Annotated in this window: 17 protein-coding genes; 16 read left to right on the top strand and 1 reads right to left on the bottom strand. The window is 63.6% G+C overall.

The genetic code is table 11. The annotated features are described in order from the left end of the window. Positions 1–23: 23 nt before the first annotated feature. From DL237_RS13895 to DL237_RS13870, 6 genes are read left to right on the top strand one after another with little or no spacing between them, the layout of a single operon-like run. Positions 24–2,120: a TonB-dependent siderophore receptor gene (locus DL237_RS13895; protein ID WP_119399771.1), complete on the top strand. Its 2,097-nt coding sequence runs from the start codon at positions 24–26 to the stop codon at positions 2,118–2,120. Between the two features lie 8 nt (positions 2,121–2,128). Continuing rightward, a complete protein-coding gene (locus tag DL237_RS13890) occupies positions 2,129–2,992 on the top strand; it encodes an iron-siderophore ABC transporter substrate-binding protein (protein ID WP_233545010.1) in 864 nt (287 codons plus the stop codon). Beyond that, the gene (fhuB, locus tag DL237_RS13885) at positions 2,989–4,953 is read left to right on the top strand and encodes a Fe(3+)-hydroxamate ABC transporter permease FhuB (protein ID WP_119399684.1); all 1,965 of its coding nucleotides are present in this window, start codon (positions 2,989–2,991) and stop codon (positions 4,951–4,953) included. The genes DL237_RS13890 and fhuB overlap by 4 nt, the downstream gene beginning before the upstream one ends. Further along, positions 4,950–5,714 carry an ATP-binding cassette domain-containing protein gene (locus DL237_RS13880; protein WP_119399683.1) on the top strand — a complete coding sequence of 255 codons (765 nt, stop codon included), beginning with the start codon at positions 4,950–4,952 and terminating at the stop codon, positions 5,712–5,714. Before fhuB ends, DL237_RS13880 begins: the two co-directional genes overlap by 4 nt. Positions 5,715–5,723: 9 nt before the next feature. Next, the gene (locus DL237_RS13875; RefSeq protein ID WP_119399682.1) at positions 5,724–7,424 is read left to right on the top strand and encodes an ABC transporter ATP-binding protein; all 1,701 of its coding nucleotides are present in this window, start codon (positions 5,724–5,726) and stop codon (positions 7,422–7,424) included. Then, positions 7,424–8,425, top strand: a complete 1,002-nt coding sequence (locus DL237_RS13870) for a siderophore-interacting protein (protein WP_119399681.1) — start codon at positions 7,424–7,426, stop codon at positions 8,423–8,425. The genes DL237_RS13875 and DL237_RS13870 overlap by 1 nt, the downstream gene beginning before the upstream one ends. Before the next feature lie 25 nt (positions 8,426–8,450). On the opposite strand, the gene DL237_RS13865 is transcribed toward DL237_RS13870, so the two are convergent. Then, positions 8,451–8,663 carry a type 2 periplasmic-binding domain-containing protein gene (locus tag DL237_RS13865; protein WP_147405351.1) on the bottom strand — a complete coding sequence of 71 codons (213 nt, stop codon included), beginning with the start codon at positions 8,661–8,663 and terminating at the stop codon, positions 8,451–8,453. Between the two features lie 511 nt (positions 8,664–9,174). Here DL237_RS13865 and DL237_RS13860 point away from each other — a divergent pair. The 10 genes from DL237_RS13860 to dusA all read left to right on the top strand — a co-directional run bounded on the left by DL237_RS13860 (position 9,175) and on the right by dusA (position 20,379). Next, positions 9,175–9,462, top strand: a complete 288-nt coding sequence (locus DL237_RS13860; protein ID WP_119399679.1) for a hypothetical protein — start codon at positions 9,175–9,177, stop codon at positions 9,460–9,462. Beyond that, positions 9,459–9,827 (top strand): response regulator, encoded by a 369-nt coding sequence (locus tag DL237_RS13855; RefSeq protein WP_119399678.1) that lies wholly within the window; start codon positions 9,459–9,461, stop codon positions 9,825–9,827. Before DL237_RS13860 ends, DL237_RS13855 begins: the two co-directional genes overlap by 4 nt. Continuing rightward, positions 9,824–11,743, top strand: coding sequence for a chemotaxis protein CheA (locus tag DL237_RS13850; protein ID WP_119399677.1), 1,920 nt, complete (start codon positions 9,824–9,826; stop codon positions 11,741–11,743). Before DL237_RS13855 ends, DL237_RS13850 begins: the two co-directional genes overlap by 4 nt. Then, the gene (locus DL237_RS13845) at positions 11,740–12,267 is read left to right on the top strand and encodes a chemotaxis protein CheW (RefSeq protein ID WP_119399676.1); all 528 of its coding nucleotides are present in this window, start codon (positions 11,740–11,742) and stop codon (positions 12,265–12,267) included. Before DL237_RS13850 ends, DL237_RS13845 begins: the two co-directional genes overlap by 4 nt. Continuing rightward, the gene (locus DL237_RS13840; RefSeq protein WP_119399675.1) at positions 12,267–13,904 is read left to right on the top strand and encodes a methyl-accepting chemotaxis protein; all 1,638 of its coding nucleotides are present in this window, start codon (positions 12,267–12,269) and stop codon (positions 13,902–13,904) included. The genes DL237_RS13845 and DL237_RS13840 overlap by 1 nt, the downstream gene beginning before the upstream one ends. Beyond that, positions 13,852–14,421: a chemotaxis protein CheW gene (locus tag DL237_RS13835; protein ID WP_158585645.1), complete on the top strand. Its 570-nt coding sequence runs from the start codon at positions 13,852–13,854 to the stop codon at positions 14,419–14,421. Before DL237_RS13840 ends, DL237_RS13835 begins: the two co-directional genes overlap by 53 nt. Positions 14,422–14,424: 3 nt before the next feature. Then, positions 14,425–15,279 carry a CheR family methyltransferase gene (locus tag DL237_RS13830; RefSeq protein ID WP_119399673.1) on the top strand — a complete coding sequence of 285 codons (855 nt, stop codon included), beginning with the start codon at positions 14,425–14,427 and terminating at the stop codon, positions 15,277–15,279. Next, positions 15,276–16,391 (top strand): protein-glutamate methylesterase/protein-glutamine glutaminase, encoded by a 1,116-nt coding sequence (locus DL237_RS13825; RefSeq protein ID WP_119399672.1) that lies wholly within the window; start codon positions 15,276–15,278, stop codon positions 16,389–16,391. Before DL237_RS13830 ends, DL237_RS13825 begins: the two co-directional genes overlap by 4 nt. Further along, entirely contained in the window at positions 16,388–18,007 is a 1,620-nt protein-coding gene (locus tag DL237_RS13820) for a hypothetical protein (protein ID WP_119399671.1), read from the top strand. The genes DL237_RS13825 and DL237_RS13820 overlap by 4 nt, the downstream gene beginning before the upstream one ends. Before the next feature lie 1,340 nt (positions 18,008–19,347). After that, the gene (dusA, locus tag DL237_RS13815) at positions 19,348–20,379 is read left to right on the top strand and encodes a tRNA dihydrouridine(20/20a) synthase DusA (protein ID WP_267897025.1); all 1,032 of its coding nucleotides are present in this window, start codon (positions 19,348–19,350) and stop codon (positions 20,377–20,379) included. Positions 20,380–20,482: the final 103 nt, after the last annotated feature.

Here is a 20,482-nt window from a genome sequence, read left to right as displayed (position 1 = left end):
AAATCAAACGCGGAATGGTGATCATGACACATAAGAACTTCCCCCTCTTTCTGGGTGCCAGCGTGCTGGCCCTTGTCGCCGGTGGTGCCCTTGCGCAGGACGCCGTGACGTTGGATCCGATCAGCGTGCAGGGGGAGGAAGATCCGACAGGCCCCGTGGCAGGCTATGCTGCCGGGGCTTCGGCCGCAGGCAAGACCGACACGCCGCTGCTTGAGCAGCAAGGATCGGTCAGCGTGGTGACGGGCGACCAGTTCCGCGACCAGGGCGCGCAGAACCTGTCAGAGGTCCTGGGCTATTCCGCCGGGGTGGTCGCGGAAACCTATGGCAATGATCCGCGCTACAATTCGGTCGTGGTGCGCGGCTATGATCTGCAAAATGAACAGTACCTGAACGGGCTGCGCCTGCAACGCTCCTCGCGGCCCGACTATGGTGCGCCGTCACAGGATCTGTACGGGCTGGAGCGGGTCGAGCTGCTGCGCGGCCCGGCGTCGGTGCTGTACGGGGCGGGATCGCCTGCGGGGATCATCGACATGGTGCAGAAGCGTGCGCAGTTTGGCGGTGACACGAACCAGGCGGGTCTGAGCACCGACAGCAACGGGTCGGGTGCGGCATTCGGCGATTTCAACCGGGTCGTGGACGACCGCTTTGCCTATCGCGTCACGGGCAAGGTCGGTAACCAGAAGGGCGAGATCGGGCAATATGACAACAAGGGCGGCTATTTCGGCTTTGCCACCAAATACCTTGCCACGCCCGATACCACGGTCGAGGTGCTGGGATCGTACCAGGATGATGCGCCCGGATCGCCCGCCGGGGTGCCCAACAGCTATGTCGGGACATATCCCGATCGTGACCTGCGGGATTTCTATTTCGGTGAGGAGGCGCTGGAAAAAAGCGACCGCCAGACCGCGAATATCGGTATGCAGGTCACCCACGACATGGGCAACTGGAGCCTGACCAGCAACACGCGCTATACCGACTTCGACTGGAGCTATGCCAACGTGTCGGTCGGGACACCGACGGGCAGTTCGGTGCCACGTACCCTGTTGGAGCAGGAGGAGGATGTTACCGCCTTTGCTACCGATCTGCGGCTGAGCGGCGCGGTTGAAACCGGGGCAGTGCATCACGAACTGACCTTCGGCCTGGACGCCAGCCGGTTCGAGGAACACGCGACCAGCGCGTTTTCCACCGTCTCGGCACTGGATTACAGTGCTCCGGTCTACGGCGTCGCGACTGTCGATGCGCCTTATTATGCCGCCGACAAGCAGGCGACGGTCAAGCAACTGGGCGTCTACGCGATGGACGAGGTGGCGCTTGGTCCATGGCGGGCGTCTTTGGCGTTGCGCCATGACTGGAACAGTGCCGAGGGGGCAAATGTCACCAACTTCGGCACCACGGACCTGACCCGCGATGATCAGGCCACCACGGGGCGCGCCGGTCTGGGCTATGTCTTTGGCAATGGCGTGTCGACCTACCTGTCCTATGCGACATCGTTTGCGCCGAAGGCTGACGTGGACGTCAACGGCGATCTGCTGGACCCGACCGAGGGCGCACAGTGGGAAGCGGGCGTGAAATACGAACCTGCCGGGTTCGATGGATTTTTCACCGCCGCGCTGTTCGATCTGCGCGAGACAAACCGGAATACGGACGTCGTTGTCGGCGGTGTGACCCGGACCGAACAGATCGGTGAGGCGCATTTGCAGGGACTGGAGCTGGAAGGCCGTGCCAACCTGGCCGAAGGCTGGAACCTGACGGCGGCCTATTCGCTGACCCATAGCGAGATCCTTGAAGGGGACAATGACGGCAACGAACTGGCCAATACGCCGGAACAGACGGCATCGCTGTGGCTGTCGCGTGATATTCAGACCGGCCCGCTGAGCGGTGTGACGTTGGGGGGCGGTGTCCGCTATATCGGTGAACGCTACGCTTCGAACGCCAATACAAGTGCGCTGGACGCGGTGACGCTGCTGGATGCAGGCGCGTCGTGGGAGTGGAATGGCGCCAAGGTGCAGCTGAACGTGACCAACCTGACGGATGAGGTCTATGTTTCGGCGGTCGGCTATTTCTCGACCTACTACGGCGACGGACGGACGGTTTCCGCCAGCCTGACCTACGACTGGTGACAGGTGTGCTGACCCGGCGCGCGTTTGTCGGCTGCGGGGCGCTGGCCCTGTGGTCCGGCGGCGCGTGCCGGGCGTTTGCACAGCCGCAGGCAAGGCTCGCGGCGATCGACTGGGGCATGTACGAAACGGCCGTGGCCATCGGCGTCACGCCGGTTGCGGTGGCGGAGCGGATCCGGCTGGCACAGGTCAGCGCGGTGAGGGTGCCGGGCTCCGTGGCCGATCTTGGGCTGCGGGGGGCGCCCAACCTGGAGGCGCTGAGCCTTGTCGCCCCGGATCTGGTGCTGTCGTCGAATTTCTATGGTTTCATCACGCCGCAGCTGGAGCGGATCGCGCCGGTCTATGCCCGAGACCTGTTCGTCGCCGGCGAGGCCCCCTTGCCCAAGACCCTTGTTGCGCTGGAGACACTGGCAGCGCAATTGGGCATGGCGGACGCGGGGCGGACGCGGCGCGCGGGGATCGAGGCAGAGCTGGACGCGCTGGCGCGTCGTGCGGCGTCGTTGGGTGATCGTGCGATTTGCCTGCTGGCCATCGGGGATGCGCGTCATGTGCAGATGTTCGGGGCCGACAGCCTGTACGGCGGCGTGTTGACGCGGCTGGGGCTGAGCAATGGGTGGTCCGAAGGGACCCGCTTTGCCTTTACCGCGCCGGTTCCCCTTGCGCGGCTGGCTGATTTTCCAGACGCGCGGATCGTGGTCTGCGGGGCCGTTCCGGTGGCGGTGCGCCATGCGCTTGCCGGGTCCGTGCTGTGGAACAGCCTGCCTGCGGTACGTGCCGGGCGCGTGCATTTCCTGCCGGACGAGAACCCGTTCGGCGGAGCGCCTTCGGCGTTGCGGCTGGCCCGCCATGTCGTTGCCGCGTTGGAGGCCGCATGAAGCTGGCCGCTGCTGCCCTGTTGATGTCGGTCGCGTTGTGGGGGCTGGCGGCGGTGGTTGCGCTGCCGCTGTCGGACTGGCCGCTGCCCTGGGCCGATCCGCTTTCGCTGCGCCCGCAGCAGATCCTGTTGGCCTATGGCCAGTTGCCGCGCGCGGTGGTGGCGCTGCTGGCGGGGGCGTTGCTGGGCCTGTCGGGCGCGCTGATGCAGGCGGTGCTGCGCAATCCGCTGGCCGATCCGACCACGCTGGGCGTCTCTTCGGGGGCGCAACTGGCTCTGGTGGCCGCGACGATCCTGTGGCCTGCGAGCCTCGACCTGGGGCGGGGGGCGGTGGCGCTGGTCGGGGCGGGTACGGCGGCGTGTCTGGTCATGGCGCTTGGGGCGCGGCGCGGCTTTGCGCCGGTGACCGTCACCATCGCGGGGATGCTGGTTGGGATGCTGGCCGCCGCCATCGCCACCGCGCTGACGCTGAGCCAGGGGTACTACTTGTTGTCGCTGGTGATCTGGAACGGCGGCGCGCTGACGCAGGAGGGGTGGAGCGGCGGCCTGCACCTTGGGCTGGCCCTGATCCCGGCGCTGCTGCTGGCCGGTGCGCTGGCGCGGCCGCTGGTCGTGCTGAGCCTTGGTGGCGCAGGGGCTGCGGCCCTTGGCGCGCGCGTCGGGCTGATCCGGCTGGCGGCAATGGCGCTGGCGGTGGTCCTGTCTGCGGTGGTTTCTGCCGAGGTCGGGCTGGTCGGGTTTGTCGGGCTTGCCGCCCCGGCCATCGTGCGGCGTCTTGGCGCGCGTACCGTCGGGCAGGTGCTGATGTCGGCCCCGCTGGCCGGCGCGGTTGTCCTGTCGCTGTGCGACAGTGCGCTGATGGCGGTCGCGGCGCTTGGCGGGCCGGACCTGCCCACAGGCGCATTGACCGGGTTGATAGGTGGGCCGCTGCTGATCGCGTTGCTGCCGAAATTACGTGCCATCGTGCCGCCGGGTGCGGAGGCCGGAGACACCGCGCCGCGTCGGGCGCCATCGCCCTGGCGGCGGGTGGGGGTGCTGGCCGTGCTGACCATTGCCGCGGCGGTGGTGACGTTGGTCGCAGGGCGTGGCCCTGGCGGCTGGACGGTGATCCGGGGCGATCTGGCCGCGACCTTTCTGCCGCTGCGCGCCACTGCGATCCTTGCCGCCGCCGCTGCTGGTGCCCTGCTGGCAACTTCGGGGGCCGTGTTGCAGCGATTGACGGCCAACCCCATGGCAGCGCCCGAGGTTCTGGGTGTGACCGGGGGGGCGTCGCTGGGCTATGCCGCGGTGATCTTTCTGGTGCCAGAGCCCGGCCCGGTGATGCTGGCGCTTGGTTGCGCCGGGGGCGGGGCGCTGTCGCTGGGATTGCTGTCTGTCCATGCAATGCGGGCCGATCTGGCCCCGGCGCGGCTGTTGCTGGCAGGGTTGGCGATCGGGGCGCTGGCCACCGCCGTGCTGGCGGCGATCATGGCGTCCGCCGACCCGCGCGCCTGGAGCCTGCTGGGCTGGATGGCGGGAAGCGCCGCGCGGGCGACGCCGGGGTCCGCGATGCTGCTGGGCGTCCTGGCGCTTGTGGCGCTTGCCGCGTCGCTTGTCGCTGCGCGTTGGCTAGAGATCCTGCCGCTGGGGCCGGAGATCGCGCGCGGGCTGGGCCTGCCGGTGGCACGCATCCGTCTGGTGCTGATCCTTGGGGCGGGGCTGGCAACCGGGGCGGCCAGCGTGCTGGTCGGGCCCGTCAGCTTTGTCGGGCTGATGGCGCCGCATATCGCGCGCAGCCTTGGCCTGCTGCGTGCCGCACCCTTTCTGGTGGCCAGCTGGCTGACCGGAGCGGCGCTGATGATCGCCGCCGCGTTTGGGGCCCGCACGCTGAGCTATCCCTACGACCTGCCGCTTGGCCTGTTCGCGACCCTGATCGGCGCGCCCTGGCTGTTCGCAACCTTGCTGAGAGGACGCCGCAGATGACCCTGTTTCAACTGGAACGCGTCGATTTCGACGTGGCCGACCGCCGCCTGATCAGTACCCTGTCGCTGGATATTGGTCCCGGGGTCACGGCCCTGATCGGACGAAATGGCTCAGGCAAGTCGACCCTGCTGAAGATGCTGGCGGCGCAGGCCGCGCCGACAGGCGGCACGGTACGCTATCGGGGCCGTGACCTGCGCCACTGGACTGGCCGGTCGCTGGCGCGCGACCTTGCCTTTCTGCCGCAGGTGACACCGCCAACCGAAGGCATGCGTCTGGAGGAACTGGTCGCCCTTGGTCGTTACCCCTGGCGCGGCGCGCTTGGCCGGTTGGGGCGCACGGACCGCAGCGCCATCGACGAGGCAATTGCGCTGTGTGGCCTCGACCCGCTGCGCCGTCGCATCGTCGACACCCTGTCGGGCGGAGAGCGGCAGCGGGCCTGGATCGCCATGATGCTGGCGCAGGGCGCGCAAACCCTGCTGCTGGACGAGCCGATTTCGGCGCTGGACGTCGCGCACCAGGTCGAGGTTCTGGGCCTTGTCCAGCGGATGAGCCGCGCGCGGCGCCTTTCGGCGATTGTCGTGCTGCATGACGTCAACATGGCGGCGCGGTTCTGCGACCACGTTATCGCCCTTGGTGACGGGCAGGTTCTGCTGGACGGGCCCATCGCGGATCTGCTGGACCCTGACACCCTGAACCGGATCTACGGTTTGCCGATGCAGGTGATCCCGGCCACCCCCATTCCCGTTGTTCACCCTTTTTGAAAGACAGCCATGCTTCGCCAGATCTTTGACTATTACAAACCGCACAAACGCTTGTTCTGGCTCGATTTCGGTTGCGCCATCGCCTCGGGGTTGCTGGAGCTTGCCTTTCCCCTGGCGATCACCGGGTTCATCGACCGGCTGTTGCCGCTGGGGGATTGGGGGCTGACGGTGCTGGCCGCTGTCGGGCTGCTGGCGGTTTATGTGCTGAACACTGCGCTGATGGGTGTGGTGATCTATTGGGGCCACAAGCTGGGAATCGAAATCGAGACCGAGATGCGTGCCCGGGCCTTTCGCCACCTGACCCGGCTGAGCTGGCGCTGGTATGACCGGTCGCGCACTGGCAAGCTGGTCGCCCGCGTCACCCGCGATCTGGAGGAGATCGGCGAAGTTGCCCACCACGGGCCCGAGGATCTGATGATCGCGGTGGTGACCTTTGTCGGTGCCTTCGTTCTGATGGTGGCCTTGCATCCGGCGCTGGCGCTGGTGACGGCGGTGATCGTGCCGGTGACGGTCTGGGTGGTGTCGGTCTATGGCGCGCGCATGACGCGCACATGGCACGAGATCTACGGTCGCGTCGGGGATTTCAACGTACGTCTGGAAGAGGCAATCGGCGGCATTCGCGTGGTGCAGGCCTTTGGCAACGAACGCCACGAAGAGCGGCTTTTCGCCCGCGACAACGCGGCGTATCGGGCGACCAAGCTGAACGCCTACAGCGTGATGGCCAAGGCCACGGCGATACACTACATGGGTCTGCGTTTCGTGCAGGTCGTGGTGATGGTGGTCGGCGCGGGCTACGTGTTGCAGGGAAGCCTGTCGACCGGGGCCTTCGTGGGGTTTCTGTTGCTGGTCAACGTGTTCTTCCGCCCGTTGGAAAAGATCGCCGCCGTTATCGAGACCTATCCGCGCGGCATCGCGGGCTTCCGTCGTTACCTTGACCTGATGGAGACCGAACCGGATATCACCGACAGTGCGGCGGCCCGCCCCGCGCCTTCGCTGAGAGGGGCGATCCGCTTTGATCATGTGTCGTTCGGCTATGACTCGCCCTTGCCGATCCTGCGGGACGTGTCGTTCGATGTCGCACCCGGCGAAACCGTTGCCTTTGTCGGCCCGTCCGGCGCGGGCAAGACGACCCTGCTGGCGCTGCTGCCGCGCTTTTACGAACCCTCGGGCGGCAACATCACCATCGACGGTATCGCCCTGGCCGACATGACGCTGGAAAGCCTGCGCAACCAGATCGGGACCGTGTCGCAGGACGTGTTCCTGTTCGGATCCACGCTGCGTGAAAATATCGCCTACGGGCGGCTTGGTGCCACCGAGGCCGATATCCTCGACGCGGTCGACAAGGCCCAGCTGACCACCCTGGTCGAGCGTTTGCCCGAAGGCCTGGACACCGTTGTGGGAGAGCGTGGCGTCATGCTGTCGGGCGGACAAAAGCAGCGGGTCGCCATCGCCCGGGCGTTTCTGAAGAACCCGCCGATCCTGGTGCTGGACGAGGCGACGAGCGCCCTGGACAGCGAGACGGAGCGGGAGATCCAGATCGCGCTGGAGCGGCTGTCGGTCGGGCGCACCACGCTGGTCATTGCGCACCGTTTGGGCACGATCCGAAATGCCGACCGGATCATCGTGATGGATGCCGGGCAATTGCGTGAAAGCGGCACGCATGACGAACTGCTGTCGCAGGCCGGTATCTATGCGAGGCTGGCAAGCTGATGCTGCAGGCCATCGGTCATATGAGCGCGCCGTTGCCGGGTGATTTCGGGCCACGCCTCGAGGCATGGTATGCCGATTTCGGGGTGCCGACGCGGACCGAGGGCACGGCGCTGGACGTCGACCTTGCCACGGCGCGCGTTGTGTATCGACCGGTGCAGGATGGTCTGCAGATCATGGTGCGCGCGGCCTATGCCGTGCAGTTGCATCAGGCGCGCGAGGCGGTCGGATTCCTGATGGCCTATCTGTTGGAGGGGGCCGAGCCGGAGTGGAGCGGTGATGTGCAGCGCGACACCATGCCGCCGAACTTTCACCTGTGCAACGTGGTGTCGGTGCATCGCGCGGGGCCGCGGTTTCTGCGCGTCACGATGGCCTGCGACAGTGTCGAGGCGCTGCGCGTCGGGGGGATGCACTTTACATTGCTTCTGGCGCCCGCAGTGCCGGTCTGGCCGCGTCTGGATCATCGGGGAAAGACGATCTGGCCCAGTGGCGCGCAGGCCTTGCATCGGGCGGTCTACACGTTTGTGTCCCTGCGCGACGGGCAGTTTTCCTTTGATGTATTCGAACATGAGGGGGGACGCGTGACGGAGTGGGCAAGGCAGGTCAAACCCGGGGCACAGGTCGGGGTGACCGGCCCCGGTGGCGGAGATTTCCCCGGTGGTGCACACCTGTTGATTGGTGGCGATGAAACGGCCTTGCCCGCGATCCGGCGCATACTCGCCACCTCGGACCCGGGGCGGCGTGGCGAGGCTTTTATCGAAATCGGGGATGCGGCAATGGTCCGGGATCTGCCGAAACCCGCTGGCATGACCCTGACCTGGCTGATCCGGGGGCGCGACAGGTCGCTTGAGACGTGCCTGGAACAGGCTGTGTTGCCGTCGACCGATCGCCACGTGTGGGTGGCCGGTGAACAGGGGATGGCACGACGCATGAAAGCGCTGTTCCGCAGTTGCGGCCTGGCCCGCACCGAGGGCTATTTTTCAGGGTATTGGGCCCGTCCGTAGGCGTGTCTGGGGGAGGCCGAGTGATTTACGCTCCCGCGCGGGCGCGGTCGGTGCGGTCGGTGGTGGCGCAGATGTAGCTGCTTTGACCGTCACTGCGGGGTTTCAGAAGGTGGATGACGGCACCTAGGGCCGGGGGCGCCTGTCGGCGGCCGGAGGGGTACAGCGTGACGCTGTCGAAGGCTGGCATCCGATCGTCGAGGATTGCTTTCAGCGCGGCGGAGGAGATGTCCTCCTCCAAAAGCCGACTTGCGCAAATACCTGTCCGAGAGAGGGCCCGCGCGAGGTCGGAGGAATTGCAGATCAACCGGTCAGTGATCGTTTGACGCAGAGGGTCTTTCCCGTCCCGCCCGTCACCACAGATAGCGTGGCGCCCGTGACAAGACCTGATCACTGATAAAACAATCTGGCTAAAACGATAAGGGAATTCTGACTGTCTGTGGCGGTGCCGTCTCAGCGGTTTCGATGATCAGATTGCGGATGCGCCGGTGACCTTGCGAGGGTCGTCAAACACGCTGAGCGGTATCGGATCTCTGATCCAGCGTCGTTCTGCTAACTACAGATATGCAAATGATAAATCCGCACGGTGCCCTGAGGGGCCTGTACCGTGGGGATGGTCAACTTTCTGTCTCGCCGCGCAGTCATGTGACGATTTTCCGGGCCGGATTTCTATCATTTTGAGCATTAGGTCGGCCTTAAGATTTCCGATTTAGGCATCAACGAAAAGAAAATCGGAAAAGAGGAATAGCGAGATGGTGAAAGAAGACGCCACAGGGCGCCTTGTCATCAGTGGCATAAGAGACGCCCATGCCCGTCTTGTGTCCGACAACACCGCTTGGCCGGACCCGGACACGGTCGATACATCGGGTCTGCAACTGATCATCGCCGCACTGCGGAGCGGACGAGATGTTCCCCAGAAAATCCTCGATGCGGCGACTTTGAACCCCCTTTGGCAGGCGCTTGCCCTGGACGATTGCGCAGACGGCGCGATTGCCCTCGGGCGCGATGTCCGGGGTTCTGGCGGGAGGGAGGTTCAGTGACGCGAACTGTTCTTGTGGTGGATGACTCGGCCTCGGTCCGGCAGATGATCGCGAATACGCTGAAAGGTGCGGGCTATGCGGTGCTGACCGCAAATGACGGGCGCGAGGCGCTGGATCGCACCCGTGGCCAGCGCCTGGATGCCGTCATTACGGACCAGAACATGCCCAACCTGGACGGCATCGGTTTTTGTCGGGCTTTCCGCGCGCAACCGGGAAACCAGGGCGTGCCGGTGGTGTTCCTGTCGACGGAAAGCGAGACAAGCATCAAGGAAAAAGCCCGGGAGGCAGGGGCCATCGGCTGGATGGTGAAGCCGTTTGATCAACAAAAGCTGCTGAGCGTGATGGCACGGGTGGTCGGGCCATGATGGATGAAGAAACCCTGGCTCTTTTCCGTTCCGAGGCGGAGGGGCTGATCGAGAGCCTGGAGGCACGCCTTCTGACGCTCCAGACCCGACCGACCGACCGGGAGCTGATCGACGGCGTTTTTCGCGACCTTCACACGCTCAAGGGGTCCGGAGCGATGTTCGGGCGTACGGATATCGCAGGATTTCTGCATGACTTCGAAAGTGCCTTCGAAGCGGTCCGCAGCGGGTCTTTCGCGGTCGATGACGAGCTGATCATGATCAGCCTTGCCGCGCGCGATCACGTAGCCGCGCTGCTGGCGGCGGACGGCGGCGCCGGCAGCGGCGAAGAGGCGATTCTCCAGCGTCTTGCGGCGCATCTGAAAGGTGGCCCGGTGGCTGATGGCGCGGACGCCGGCGAGTGGATGCTACGGTTTTATCTGCCCCCTGACACGCTGACGCTGGGGGGGCGTCCGGACCTGGCATTGCAGGAATTGCGCGACCTCGGAGCGACCCGGACGAGGGCGCTGATCAATGAAATTCCGCCCTTCGATGAGCTGGATCCGCTGAACCTCCATCTTGGCTGGGAAGTCGCGCTGCCAGGGTCCGTGTCCGAGGACGATATTCGCGCGGTGTTCCTGTTCCACGAACAGGGCTTGCGGCTGGAAATGGAGAAGGCCGAGGCCCCTGAAGATGCAGCCACGGTCGACGCGGTCCCGGTTGCCGATCACAAACCAGAAGAGGGCGCCCGCTCGCCCCGGAGCGGCCAGGCGTTGATGCGCGTGCCGGCCGAGCGGCTGGACGACATGATGGACCGCGTCGGTGAGCTTGTCATCGCCGAGGCGCGGCTGATCGAGATTGCTGGTCGCTCCGGCGACCCTGCGCTGGTTGCCGTAGCAGAGGATATTCAGCGCCTGGCCTCGGCCATGCGTGACACCACCATGTCAATCCGGATGACGCCCATCGGCACGATTGCCGGGCGGTTTCGACGGCTGGCCCATGATCTGTCCGACCGGCTGGGGCGCCCGATTGCCTTTACCATCAGCGGTGAGGAAACAGAGCTGGACAAGACGGTTGTCGAACGGCTGACCGAACCACTGATGCATATCGTGCGCAATGCCGCCGATCATGGACTGGAACCTGCGCAGGAACGCTGCGCCATGGGCAAACCGGCCTGTGGCACGATCCACCTGAGCGCACGCTATTCCGGGGCCGAAGTGCTGATCTCTCTTTCCGACGACGGGCGGGGTATCAATCGCGATGCGGTACGCGCCCGCGCTATCGAACGCGGCCTTTTGCCTGAGGGGGCCGAGCCCGACGACGCCACCTTGTTCGACCTGATCTTTGCACCCGGCTTTTCCACCACCGACGAGGTTTCGGACCTGTCAGGGCGCGGGGTAGGCATGGACGTGGTACGCCGGACCATCGAGGATCTGCGGGGCACGATCGAGGTCCAATCCGAACCCGGCCACGGTGCCACCATCACGCTACGACTGCCGCTGACGCTGGCGATCATTGATGGCTTGCTGGTGGAAACCGCCAAAGAACGTTTTGTCATTCCTCTGGCAGCGGTCGATGAGATTGTCGAACTGCCCGAGGCGCTGGCAGCAGAAGGCGCGGGCAATGCTTTTCTGGATATCCGCGACAGCCTGGTGCCCTTTCTGCGACTGAGGCGGATCCTTGACAGTCCGGGCCAGGCCGGAGCCTACCAGAAAGTGGTCGTCGTCACCTCGTCAGAGGGGCGGGTGGGCATCGTGGTCGACCGCATCATCGGGTCGCACCAAACGGTTATCAAGCAGCTGTCGCCACTGCATGCCGGGGTAAAGGCGTTTTCCGGCGCGACAATCTTGGGGGATGGCACGGTGTCGCTGATCCTTGATGTGGCACAGCTGGTCCAGCGCGGCCGCACCATGTCGGACAATGGAAGGCAGGCCGCATGACCCTTCGAAAAGATGCGACGACCACCGATGTCGTTACCTTCCGGCTGAGCGGAGAGGTCCTTGCAGTTCCCGCGTCTCTGCTGCGCGAAGTACTGGAACCTGTTGATATCGCGCGCGTTCCGGGTGCGCCAGAGTTCGTATCGAGCTTGATCAACGTGCGCGGTACCGTCGTGCCGCTGGCGGACCTGCGGGTGCCGCTGCGGATGCCCCGCGATGAGATTGGCGCCGGAGCCCGAATTATGGTGCTGGATCTGCCGCTTGAGGGGCAAGACGCGGTCGTCGGGATCTATGCCGACAGTGTTCATGAGGTCACCCGGCTGGATGCCGCAACGATGGAGGCCATTCCCACAGTGGGAAGCCGCTGGCCGCCGCGTTTCGTCGCGTATGTGGGGCGCTGGTCCGGCGCCTTTGTCACTATTCCCGACCTTCCCACGATATTCGCCGATTATCTTGCGAGCCAGCAAAGTCGGCCTTCCTCCGGCGCCAGTGGTGCCATCACGCAATCCGAAGCGGAGCCCGTCTGATGCGTCTGTCGATAAAACTTAAACTCGCCGTGATCTTCACGATTCTCTTGTTGGGATCCACGGTCACCATGCTGCTCGCCCTGTCGAACCTGTCCGCCATGAGTGACCGGATGACCGCGATTGTAAAGCTGGATGCCGAACGGTTGCGCCTTTCAGAGGAGCTCACCATAGAGCAGCTGCGACTGCAGCGAAACTTGCGCAATTTTATCCTGTCGGAAACGGTCGCGGCGCGGGAGGCAATTCAGGAGGAAATGAATGCCTCACGCAGGGTGCATGATCAGACCCTCGAGACCCTGACCGATATCGCCAGCCCGCAGGGCCTGGAAAAGCTCATGGTCTATCGTGCGGCGCTTGCACGGTTGAACGATGTCGACGAACGCGCGCAGTCCCTTGCGCGGGACGGAAATGCCGTGGCGGCGTTTCGGCTCGCCACGGGTGAGGGCAAGCGGTCGTGGCAGGAAATGGAAGCCTCCATGGCCGATATCGTAGCCGGAAACCGCGAGTCGATGGGCAATGCCGAAGCAAGCTCCAATGAACGCTATGATACGGCCCGCATCACCCTGATTGCGCTGCTGATCGGCACATCGATCGTTGGCATCGTCGGCGCGGTCTGGATTACGGTTTCGATTAGCCGGGGTCTACAGCGTGGGGTCGCTCTGGCCTCGAAAGTTGCAAATGGAGATCTGATAGAAACGGTGAACCTGTCAGGCAATGACGAAGTGACAGACCTGCTGAGAGCGTTGAATGGCATGGTCGAAAAGCTGCGAAAGGTGGTTGGCGAGGTCAGTTTGGGGACAGGCAACGTGGCCTCGGGCGCAGGCGAGATGGCCTCAACCTCGGAAGAGCTTAGCCAGGGCGCGACAGAGCAGGCGAGTTCCACTGAAGAGGCCTCAAGCTCAATGGAACAGATGACGTCGAATATCCGCCAAACCGCTGACAACGCATCCGAAACCGAAAACATGGCTCAGAAGTCCGCCGAGGATGCACGCGTGTCGGGCCGGGCTGTGGCCGAAGCCGTCGCAGCGATGAAGACCATTGCAGAACGTATTCTCGTGGTGCAGGAAATCGCCCGTCAGACAGATCTTCTGGCGCTCAACGCCGCCGTCGAGGCCGCGCGTGCTGGCGAGCATGGCCGTGGTTTCGCGGTCGTCGCGTCGGAGGTGCGTAAGCTGGCCGAGCGGAGCCAGACGGCTGCCGGCGAAATCAGTGGTCTTTCCGCCGATACGGTCCGTGCAGCAGAGGAGGCCGGGCGTATGCTGGAAGGGCTGGTGCCGGATATTGAACGCACGGCACAGCTGGTCAGCCAGATCTCTGGCGCGAGCCAGGAACTCGCCACCGGTGCGAGTCAGGTCAACATGGCGATCCAGCAGCTCGACAAGGTCACGCAGGAAAATACCTCGGCTGCCGAAGAGATGTCTTCGACCGCCGAGGAACTGGCTGCGCAGGCGGAGACCTTGCGCGCCTCGATAGAATTCTTTCGGCTGGCGGAGGGGGCTGCAAGCCGTGCGACATTGCCCAAGGTGAAAGGCAAGGCGAGCAAGAAGCTCCGCAAACCGGCTGGCTTCGACTTTGACATGGATGTCAATGAAGACGAATTGGATGCAGATTTCGCCCGAGCTGGCAGCCATGCTGCATGACGCCCGTCCAGGTATGCCCGCAAAAGGGGCGGCGGGGGTACAGTCCCGGGTATCGGTCACCTTCGCCATCGCAAAGGCGCTGTTTGCCGTGCCCGTTGCCCCTGTGGTCGAGATCCTCGACATCCGCGAGATCGCGCCCTTGCCGCGTACGCCGCCGCACGTTCTGGGCTTGATTGACCGACGCGGCGTGTCGGTGCCGGTGGTCGACATGCGACTGATGCTGGCACAGGCGCCGCAGGAAGATACCCATGAGACGCGCATCGTCGTGTTGCGCATGTCCCTTGGCGGCGAACGCATGGGGTTGGTCGGGCTACGGGTCGACCGGGTCATCGAGGTGGCCGAGCTGGAGGATGCCGGGGATGGCATGTTGCCCGAGGCCGAACTTTTGCAATGGAATGAACGGATGGTGGCCGGCATTGCGCGCCGGGATGGATTATTCGTGACCTGCCTGGATGTGGACAACCTTTTCGGTCAGGGTGTCCGCGCGATTGCTGCTCACGTCGTCGAGGCAGCCTGAGAAATGGCCGTATCGCAAGCGGACAGTCGGCACGTTCAGCAATTTCGCCAGATGATGCTGTCGGAGACCGGGATCAATCTATCCGCGTCAAAGGACGTGATGATTGAATCCCGGTTGAAACGCCGACTGATCGCGCTCGAGCTGAATAATTTGGCGGAGTATTTTTCTTATCTGTTCGACGCCGGCGGATTGGAGAGCGAGCTGCCCGACATCGTGGACCTGCTCACCACGAACAAGACGGATTTCTTTCGTGAAAATGCGCATTTCGACATGTTGGCCGAACGGCTGATCCCTGAAGCGCTGGTCCGTGAACGTCCCGGCAGGCCGGTTAATTTCAAGGTTTGGAGCGCGGCGTCTTCGACAGGAGCGGAGGCCTGGACGATCGCCATGATCTTGGCGCGCGCGACCGAGGCAGATCGACGGCTGAATTGGAAAATCCTCGGCACGGATATCTCGAGCCGGGTACTGGCAATTGCGCGGCGCGCGATCTACGCGCCGTCGGATATGGCACCTGTACCGGCGGACATGCGCGCGGCCTATGTCATGACCGGGAAAGGGAAACATGGCGAAGACCTGTGCCGCATTGCACCGGAACTGCGCGCGAGGGTCAGGTTCGCGCATTTGAACCTGACGGATTTCCCCTACGTGCTGGAGCAGGGGTTGGACGTGGTCTTTCTGCGCAATGTGCTGATCTATTTCAAACCCGAGCTGCAGCGCAAGGTCGTGGCTGCCTGCGCGCGGCAGCTGCGTCCCGGCGGATATCTGATCGTGGGGCATTCCGAGTCGATGATCGTGCGGCAACCCGATCTCATGCAGGTCGCGCCAGGCGTCTTTTGCCAAGAGGGACGGAGAATATGAACCGGATCCGTGTTCTGATCGTGGATGACAGTGCAAGCGCCCGGCGCGCCCTGACCGAGATCCTCTCAGAGGATCCGGGCATCAACGTACTGGCCAGTGCCGCCGATGCCTTTGACGCAGCGGCAAAGATGCGCGCGGAACTGCCCGACGTCATCCTGCTCGATCTGGAATTGCCGCGGATGGACGGGCTGACGTTTCTGGCCAAGATCATGGCGCAGCGACCCATTCCGGTGGTGATCTGCTCCAGCCATACCGAAGCGGGATCCCAGGCCGCGATGAAGGCGCTGGAAATCGGCGCTTGTGAGGTCATCGGCAAACCCCGCATGAGCAGCCGCGAAACCCGGATGGAGGCGCAGATCCTGCTGACGGATGCGGTGCGGGCCGCAGCCCACGCCGGGAGAATGCGCGGCTATACCAGCCAGGCCCGCGCCATGCCAGTCGCGCCGCCAGTGCCGTTCACTCCCAGTCCGAAGCTGACAGCCGATGCAATCCTGCCCGCACCGCGCAAGGGTGTGATCATGCCCCCGGATTTGCCGGTGATTGTTGCCGTTGGCGCCTCGACCGGGGGGACCGAGGCGCTGGCGCAGGTTCTGCCAAAGCTTGACCGATCGACCCCGCCGGTGGTCATCGTCCAGCACATGCCCGAAAAATTTACCGCCGCCTTTGCCAATCGGTTGAATGGGCTCTGCGCCTGCGATGTCCGGGAGGCCGCGAATGGTGACCGACCGGAACGGGGCCTGGTGCTGATAGCGCCCGGTGACAGCCATATGATCGTGAAACGCCAGGGCAAGGGATATCGCGTGGAGGTCATGCGAGGGCCGCAGGTGTCGCGGCACCGTCCATCGGTCGACGTGCTGTTCCGATCGGTTGCGATTGCCGCGGGGGCGGTGGCGACGGGAATACTCATGACAGGCATGGGCGATGACGGTGCCCAAGGCTTGCTGGAAATGCGCGACGCCGGCGCCGATACGTTGATCCAAGACGAGGCCAGCTCGATCGTTTGGGGCATGCCGGGCGAGGCCAGCCGACTTGGCGCCTCTGATCGCGCGGTTCCGTTAGGGCGTATCTCGGCGGAAATACAAAATGCCGGAAGGAAGGTCAGGCGCCTATGAGTGACACCACGGAAGGCGCAGCCAAGCAGCTTCGGGACGCGATTGCCTATGTGCTCATGCAGATCGAACCAACTTACAGTTCGGCAGCGGACCGATTGTTCGCGCTATTGGATGATGTGCGCGCGGTCACCGACAATTTGTCAGAGGTCGCGGAATTTGGTGGACTGAAGGGGCAGGAGAAACTGGCGCGCTCCTCCGAGATGATCGAGCAGCATTTGCTGCGCGTCGAGAACCAGTTCTTGTTCCTGTCTGAGACGGCCGACAAGATGCTGTCGCAGGCGACGGATCTGCGCAACCAGTTGAAGGATCAAAGCAGCGATATCAAGGCCGCGGCGATGATCGCCACGAACGCGCGGGTTGTCAGTTGCTCGATCATGGAGAGCGACGGATCCCTTGCCAATTTCGCGTCGGATGTAAGCACTTTGTTGAATGCGACGGTGCGCGAACTGGCCAATCTGAAGGTGCGTCTGTTTGAGGCGGACGCCCAGCTGATCCGGATGCTGCCCGAGATCCGATCAATGAAATTGATCGTGTCTGGGCATACGCGATTGCGCTTGCGCCTGAACGAGTTGGTTGCCTCGGTGCGCGCGGAAGAACTGGAAATGGCCGCGCAAAAATCGGAGCGCGATCTTGATCGCATGTCGAAGGAACTGGAGATTGCCGTTTCCCTGTTGCAGGTCGGCGACGCGTCGCGCCAGCGTTTGGAACATGCGCAGGCGATCTTGGAAAAAGCCGATGAAGGGCCCGCCGCATGGCGGCAGGTCATCGTGGCATTGGCGGTCGAACAGGTCTTGGATACGCGTGAGGCTGTGCTGGTCGCGCACGCTGATCTGCTCCCGGAACTACGCCGGATTTCAGACAGCTGGCACAGGTCGCTTGGTCACATGGCGGCGATCGCGGGTAGCGGTGTTGGCCATACGCTGAGCGAGGTTGCCAATCTTGTGGCGGCGATTTCGGCCAATCTGACAAAGATGTCGGGTGATCTGGGCGATATCGCACCGGGGATGTCCGTTTTGGCGGAATACTACGGCAGCGTAGCTGTGGCGTCGCAGGCCACATCACTGATGGACCAGGAGATGCACCTGCTCGGGGTCAATGCCATCCTCGTTTCGGGGCGCATCGGCCAGCAGGGGCAGGCGATGATGGAAGTGTCGCGTCAGCTGCGTGACGCCACCGCGCAGATTGGAAGCAAGACATCGCGCATCGTTGAACTGGCGGCCTTGCAGGAGATGAACGCGAACATATTCAGCGTGTCGCTGACATCGAACGAAGATCTGGAAACACATGCACGGGCGGCCAGTCTGGAGAAGGAGGTTCAGCAACTTCGTGAGACACTGGAAATCATGACCGCGACAATGGAAAAGATCGGTTCGGGAGATCCGGTGCTAGAGGCCCAACATGGTCTGGAGGGGTTCGTCGACAGCATGAACCGAGTCTTTGCACCAATCAGGCATATGGCGCCAATGGCCGTAACCGACCCTGGGTTGCAGACGCTGTTGGCCACTCTCCGCGCGACTTATACGATGCAGTCCGAGCGCGTTCTTCATGACCGCTTGTTCCCGGAGCACGGATCAATGTCTGTCCCGGAGGAGGCCGACGACGTGTTCTTCGGATAAGGCCGGGTCTGACGATGTCAGTTGAAGACCGACTGCCGAACTTTGCCTTCACGCTGCCGAATGTCCGCCTGACGGGGTCCTTCGCGCTTCCAGGTCCTGCGCGAGATAGGCGAACGTCGCCTCGATATGCGGCCCGGTCTTGGGCCACCGACTTCGCGACGTACCGCTGGCAATGGAGCATGCGGGCCGTGTGGGGACGTGCCAAAAAACTCGTTGGGCTGGATCGCGTCCATCACCAAGTCTCCTTGACCGCGCGATGGCGATAAATCCATCGGTCTGGTGCCGAACGTCAGCAACGCATTGCGATACACATCCGGGAATATCGTCGGTTGTTCGACACTTTCAGTGGGGTTGGGTCTGATCTGGTCATATTGCCATAAGGTGACGTCAAGGCCCGGACAGATGACCTCTTGGCGCGCCGAGTTGCCTTGTGAGCGGGGCCTCGACTCGGCGGCCTTCCGCAAGCTGGCGCAATGGACGATCCGAGGTGACCGTACTGAAGGGATGGGAAGACGAGTATGCCAATCTCAAGCGATTGCTGGCCCACACCACGCTCGACAATGCCTCGCAGACAGTGCTCCCGGGCAAGAGTTGACGACATCGACCCAGGGGGCGAGACGCGGCGCGCCGGTGGATGTGTGAGGATGACATCTCGACGTGGCGGGGCTGCGGTCTGACCTTTGCTGCCCCCAAGACAGTTCGGCGCGAATACCTGCTGGACTATGGCGAGATCGGTAACTGGATGCAGCGGATAAGCGAAAAGCGGCTTTGGTTCGGCTCCCTCCCGGATCTGCGGCCGGCAGGGACGATAGGGCATGATCATGGACTACAAGAAACTGTATCGCCTCTCATTCGAGGAAGGTTTGTGGGTGAAAAGACGGCGCGTTCGAAACGCGGGGCACGACGCTATGACTCCGACAGGGTGAGACCGCAGACAACGCTGCGCAACCAGACGCTGCGGCAATTGCGCGGGGGGCATTTACGGGTGATGCGTCCCGCGCGTTTGCCGCAGCGAGGGGGGGGGCGAATACCAAAATCCAAGCCGTCGGCCGTCGTTATGAATGAGGGGTCGACAGGGGAGAGGTAGGCCCTTTTACCGGCCGAGACTGCGGCAGCACCTTGACGTTCGAGCTTCCCGCCTGTCGGCCCCCCCCTTTTGCGCAAAGATGATTTGTACCATATAGGTGCCTGAACCATCGTTCTGTGCCGGCCTTCGACTCCTAGTCGTGGGTTATGGTATCCCGATCTTGTTCATGGCGTCTGGCAAAACCAAGATCTTAGATGGGCCTGCACGGGCAATATTCATGTGATGTTCTGCGTCGAGAAGGGCAGCTGATATAGTGAAAAAGTATTCAGAGTCCGAACTAAGCCGCGCATCGCGCTTGTCCGTGGCGCCTATGATGGACTGGACGGACCGCCATTGCCGGTATCTGCACCGCCTTCTGAGCCGAAATACGCTGTTGTACACTGAAATGGTGACCGCGCCTGCGCTGGTACGCGGCGGGGCATTGCACCTGCTGGATTTCGATCTGGCGGAACATCCTGTGGCCCTGCAACTGGGGGGCTCGGACCCGGCTGAGCTGGCAAAGGCGGCCCGGTTGGGACAGGACGCCGGCTATGACGAGATCAACCTGAACTGCGGCTGCCCGTCGGATCGTGTGCAGTCAGGCACTTTCGGGGCTGTCCTGATGCAGGATCCGGGTTTGGTGGCCGATTGCGTGCGTGCGATGCGCGACGCGGTGGATGTCGAAGTTACAGTGAAGTGCCGGATCGGGGTCGATGAGCAGATCCCCGAAGAGGTCCTGCCCGAGTTCCTGTCGCGGGTTGGTGCTGCGGGCTGTAAACGGTTTACCATCCACGCGCGCAAGGCCTGGCTGCAAGGGCTGAGCCCCAAGGAAAACCGCGACATCCCACCGCTGGATTATGGGTTGGTGCAGCAGATGCGCGGGTTGTTTTCCGGGTTGCACCTGTCGGTGAATGGCGGCGTGACCTCTCTGGATCAGGCTGAGGCGTTTCTCGCGGCAGGTCTGGACGGCGTGATGATCGGGCGCGCGGCGTACCACGATCCGGCCAGCGTCCTGATCGACGCGGACCGGCGGATCTTTGGCGACACCGCACCGGGCCTGAGCGCCGAAGACGCCGTGCTGGCAATGATACCATATATCGAGGGCCATCTTACGACGGGCGGCAAGCTGGCACAGGTCACGCGGCATATGCTGGGGATGTTCCAGGGCCGTCCCGGCGCACGGGTGTGGCGGCGCATGCTATCGGAGGGCGCGCATCGCAAAGATGCGGGACCGGCGTTGGTCGAGCAGGCACTGGCAGCGTTTCAGCGGGCGCAGGCCGAAGCGGCAGACAGTGATGCCGCCTGAAAGCAAGGCGCATTTCGTGCAAGGCCGGACCTTAGCGCACGACGCCAACTCAATGGGGCAGCAATAAAAAACGCCGGTCGAAGCCGGCGTTTTTCATTTGCAC

It is taken from the genome of Pseudooceanicola sediminis, from assembly GCF_003575965.1.
Taxonomy (GTDB): Bacteria; Pseudomonadota; Alphaproteobacteria; order Rhodobacterales; family Rhodobacteraceae; genus Pseudooceanicola; species Pseudooceanicola sediminis.
This window is presented reverse-complemented; position numbering and strand designations above follow the sequence as displayed.

Excerpts from the sequence above, each read along its gene's own strand:
- DL237_RS13895 (WP_119399771.1), top strand. The coding sequence starts at position 24 with ATGACACATAAGAACTTCCCCCTCTTTCTGGGTGCCAGCGTGCTGGCC.
- DL237_RS13860 (WP_119399679.1), top strand. The coding sequence starts at position 9,175 with ATGGTGAAAGAAGACGCCACAGGGCGCCTTGTCATCAGTGGCATAAGA.
- DL237_RS13840 (WP_119399675.1), top strand. The coding sequence starts at position 12,267 with ATGCGTCTGTCGATAAAACTTAAACTCGCCGTGATCTTCACGATTCTC.
- DL237_RS13820 (WP_119399671.1), top strand. The coding sequence starts at position 16,388 with ATGAGTGACACCACGGAAGGCGCAGCCAAGCAGCTTCGGGACGCGATT.
- DL237_RS13850 (WP_119399677.1), top strand. The coding sequence starts at position 9,824 with ATGATGGATGAAGAAACCCTGGCTCTTTTCCGTTCCGAGGCGGAGGGG.
- DL237_RS13875 (WP_119399682.1), top strand. The coding sequence starts at position 5,724 with ATGCTTCGCCAGATCTTTGACTATTACAAACCGCACAAACGCTTGTTC.
- DL237_RS13870 (WP_119399681.1), top strand. The coding sequence starts at position 7,424 with ATGCTGCAGGCCATCGGTCATATGAGCGCGCCGTTGCCGGGTGATTTC.
- DL237_RS13845 (WP_119399676.1), top strand. The coding sequence starts at position 11,740 with ATGACCCTTCGAAAAGATGCGACGACCACCGATGTCGTTACCTTCCGG.
- DL237_RS13830 (WP_119399673.1), top strand. The coding sequence starts at position 14,425 with ATGGCCGTATCGCAAGCGGACAGTCGGCACGTTCAGCAATTTCGCCAG.
- DL237_RS13835 (WP_158585645.1), top strand. The coding sequence starts at position 13,852 with ATGAAGACGAATTGGATGCAGATTTCGCCCGAGCTGGCAGCCATGCTG.
- DL237_RS13880 (WP_119399683.1), top strand. The coding sequence starts at position 4,950 with ATGACCCTGTTTCAACTGGAACGCGTCGATTTCGACGTGGCCGACCGC.
- DL237_RS13825 (WP_119399672.1), top strand. The coding sequence starts at position 15,276 with ATGAACCGGATCCGTGTTCTGATCGTGGATGACAGTGCAAGCGCCCGG.
- fhuB (WP_119399684.1), top strand. The coding sequence starts at position 2,989 with ATGAAGCTGGCCGCTGCTGCCCTGTTGATGTCGGTCGCGTTGTGGGGG.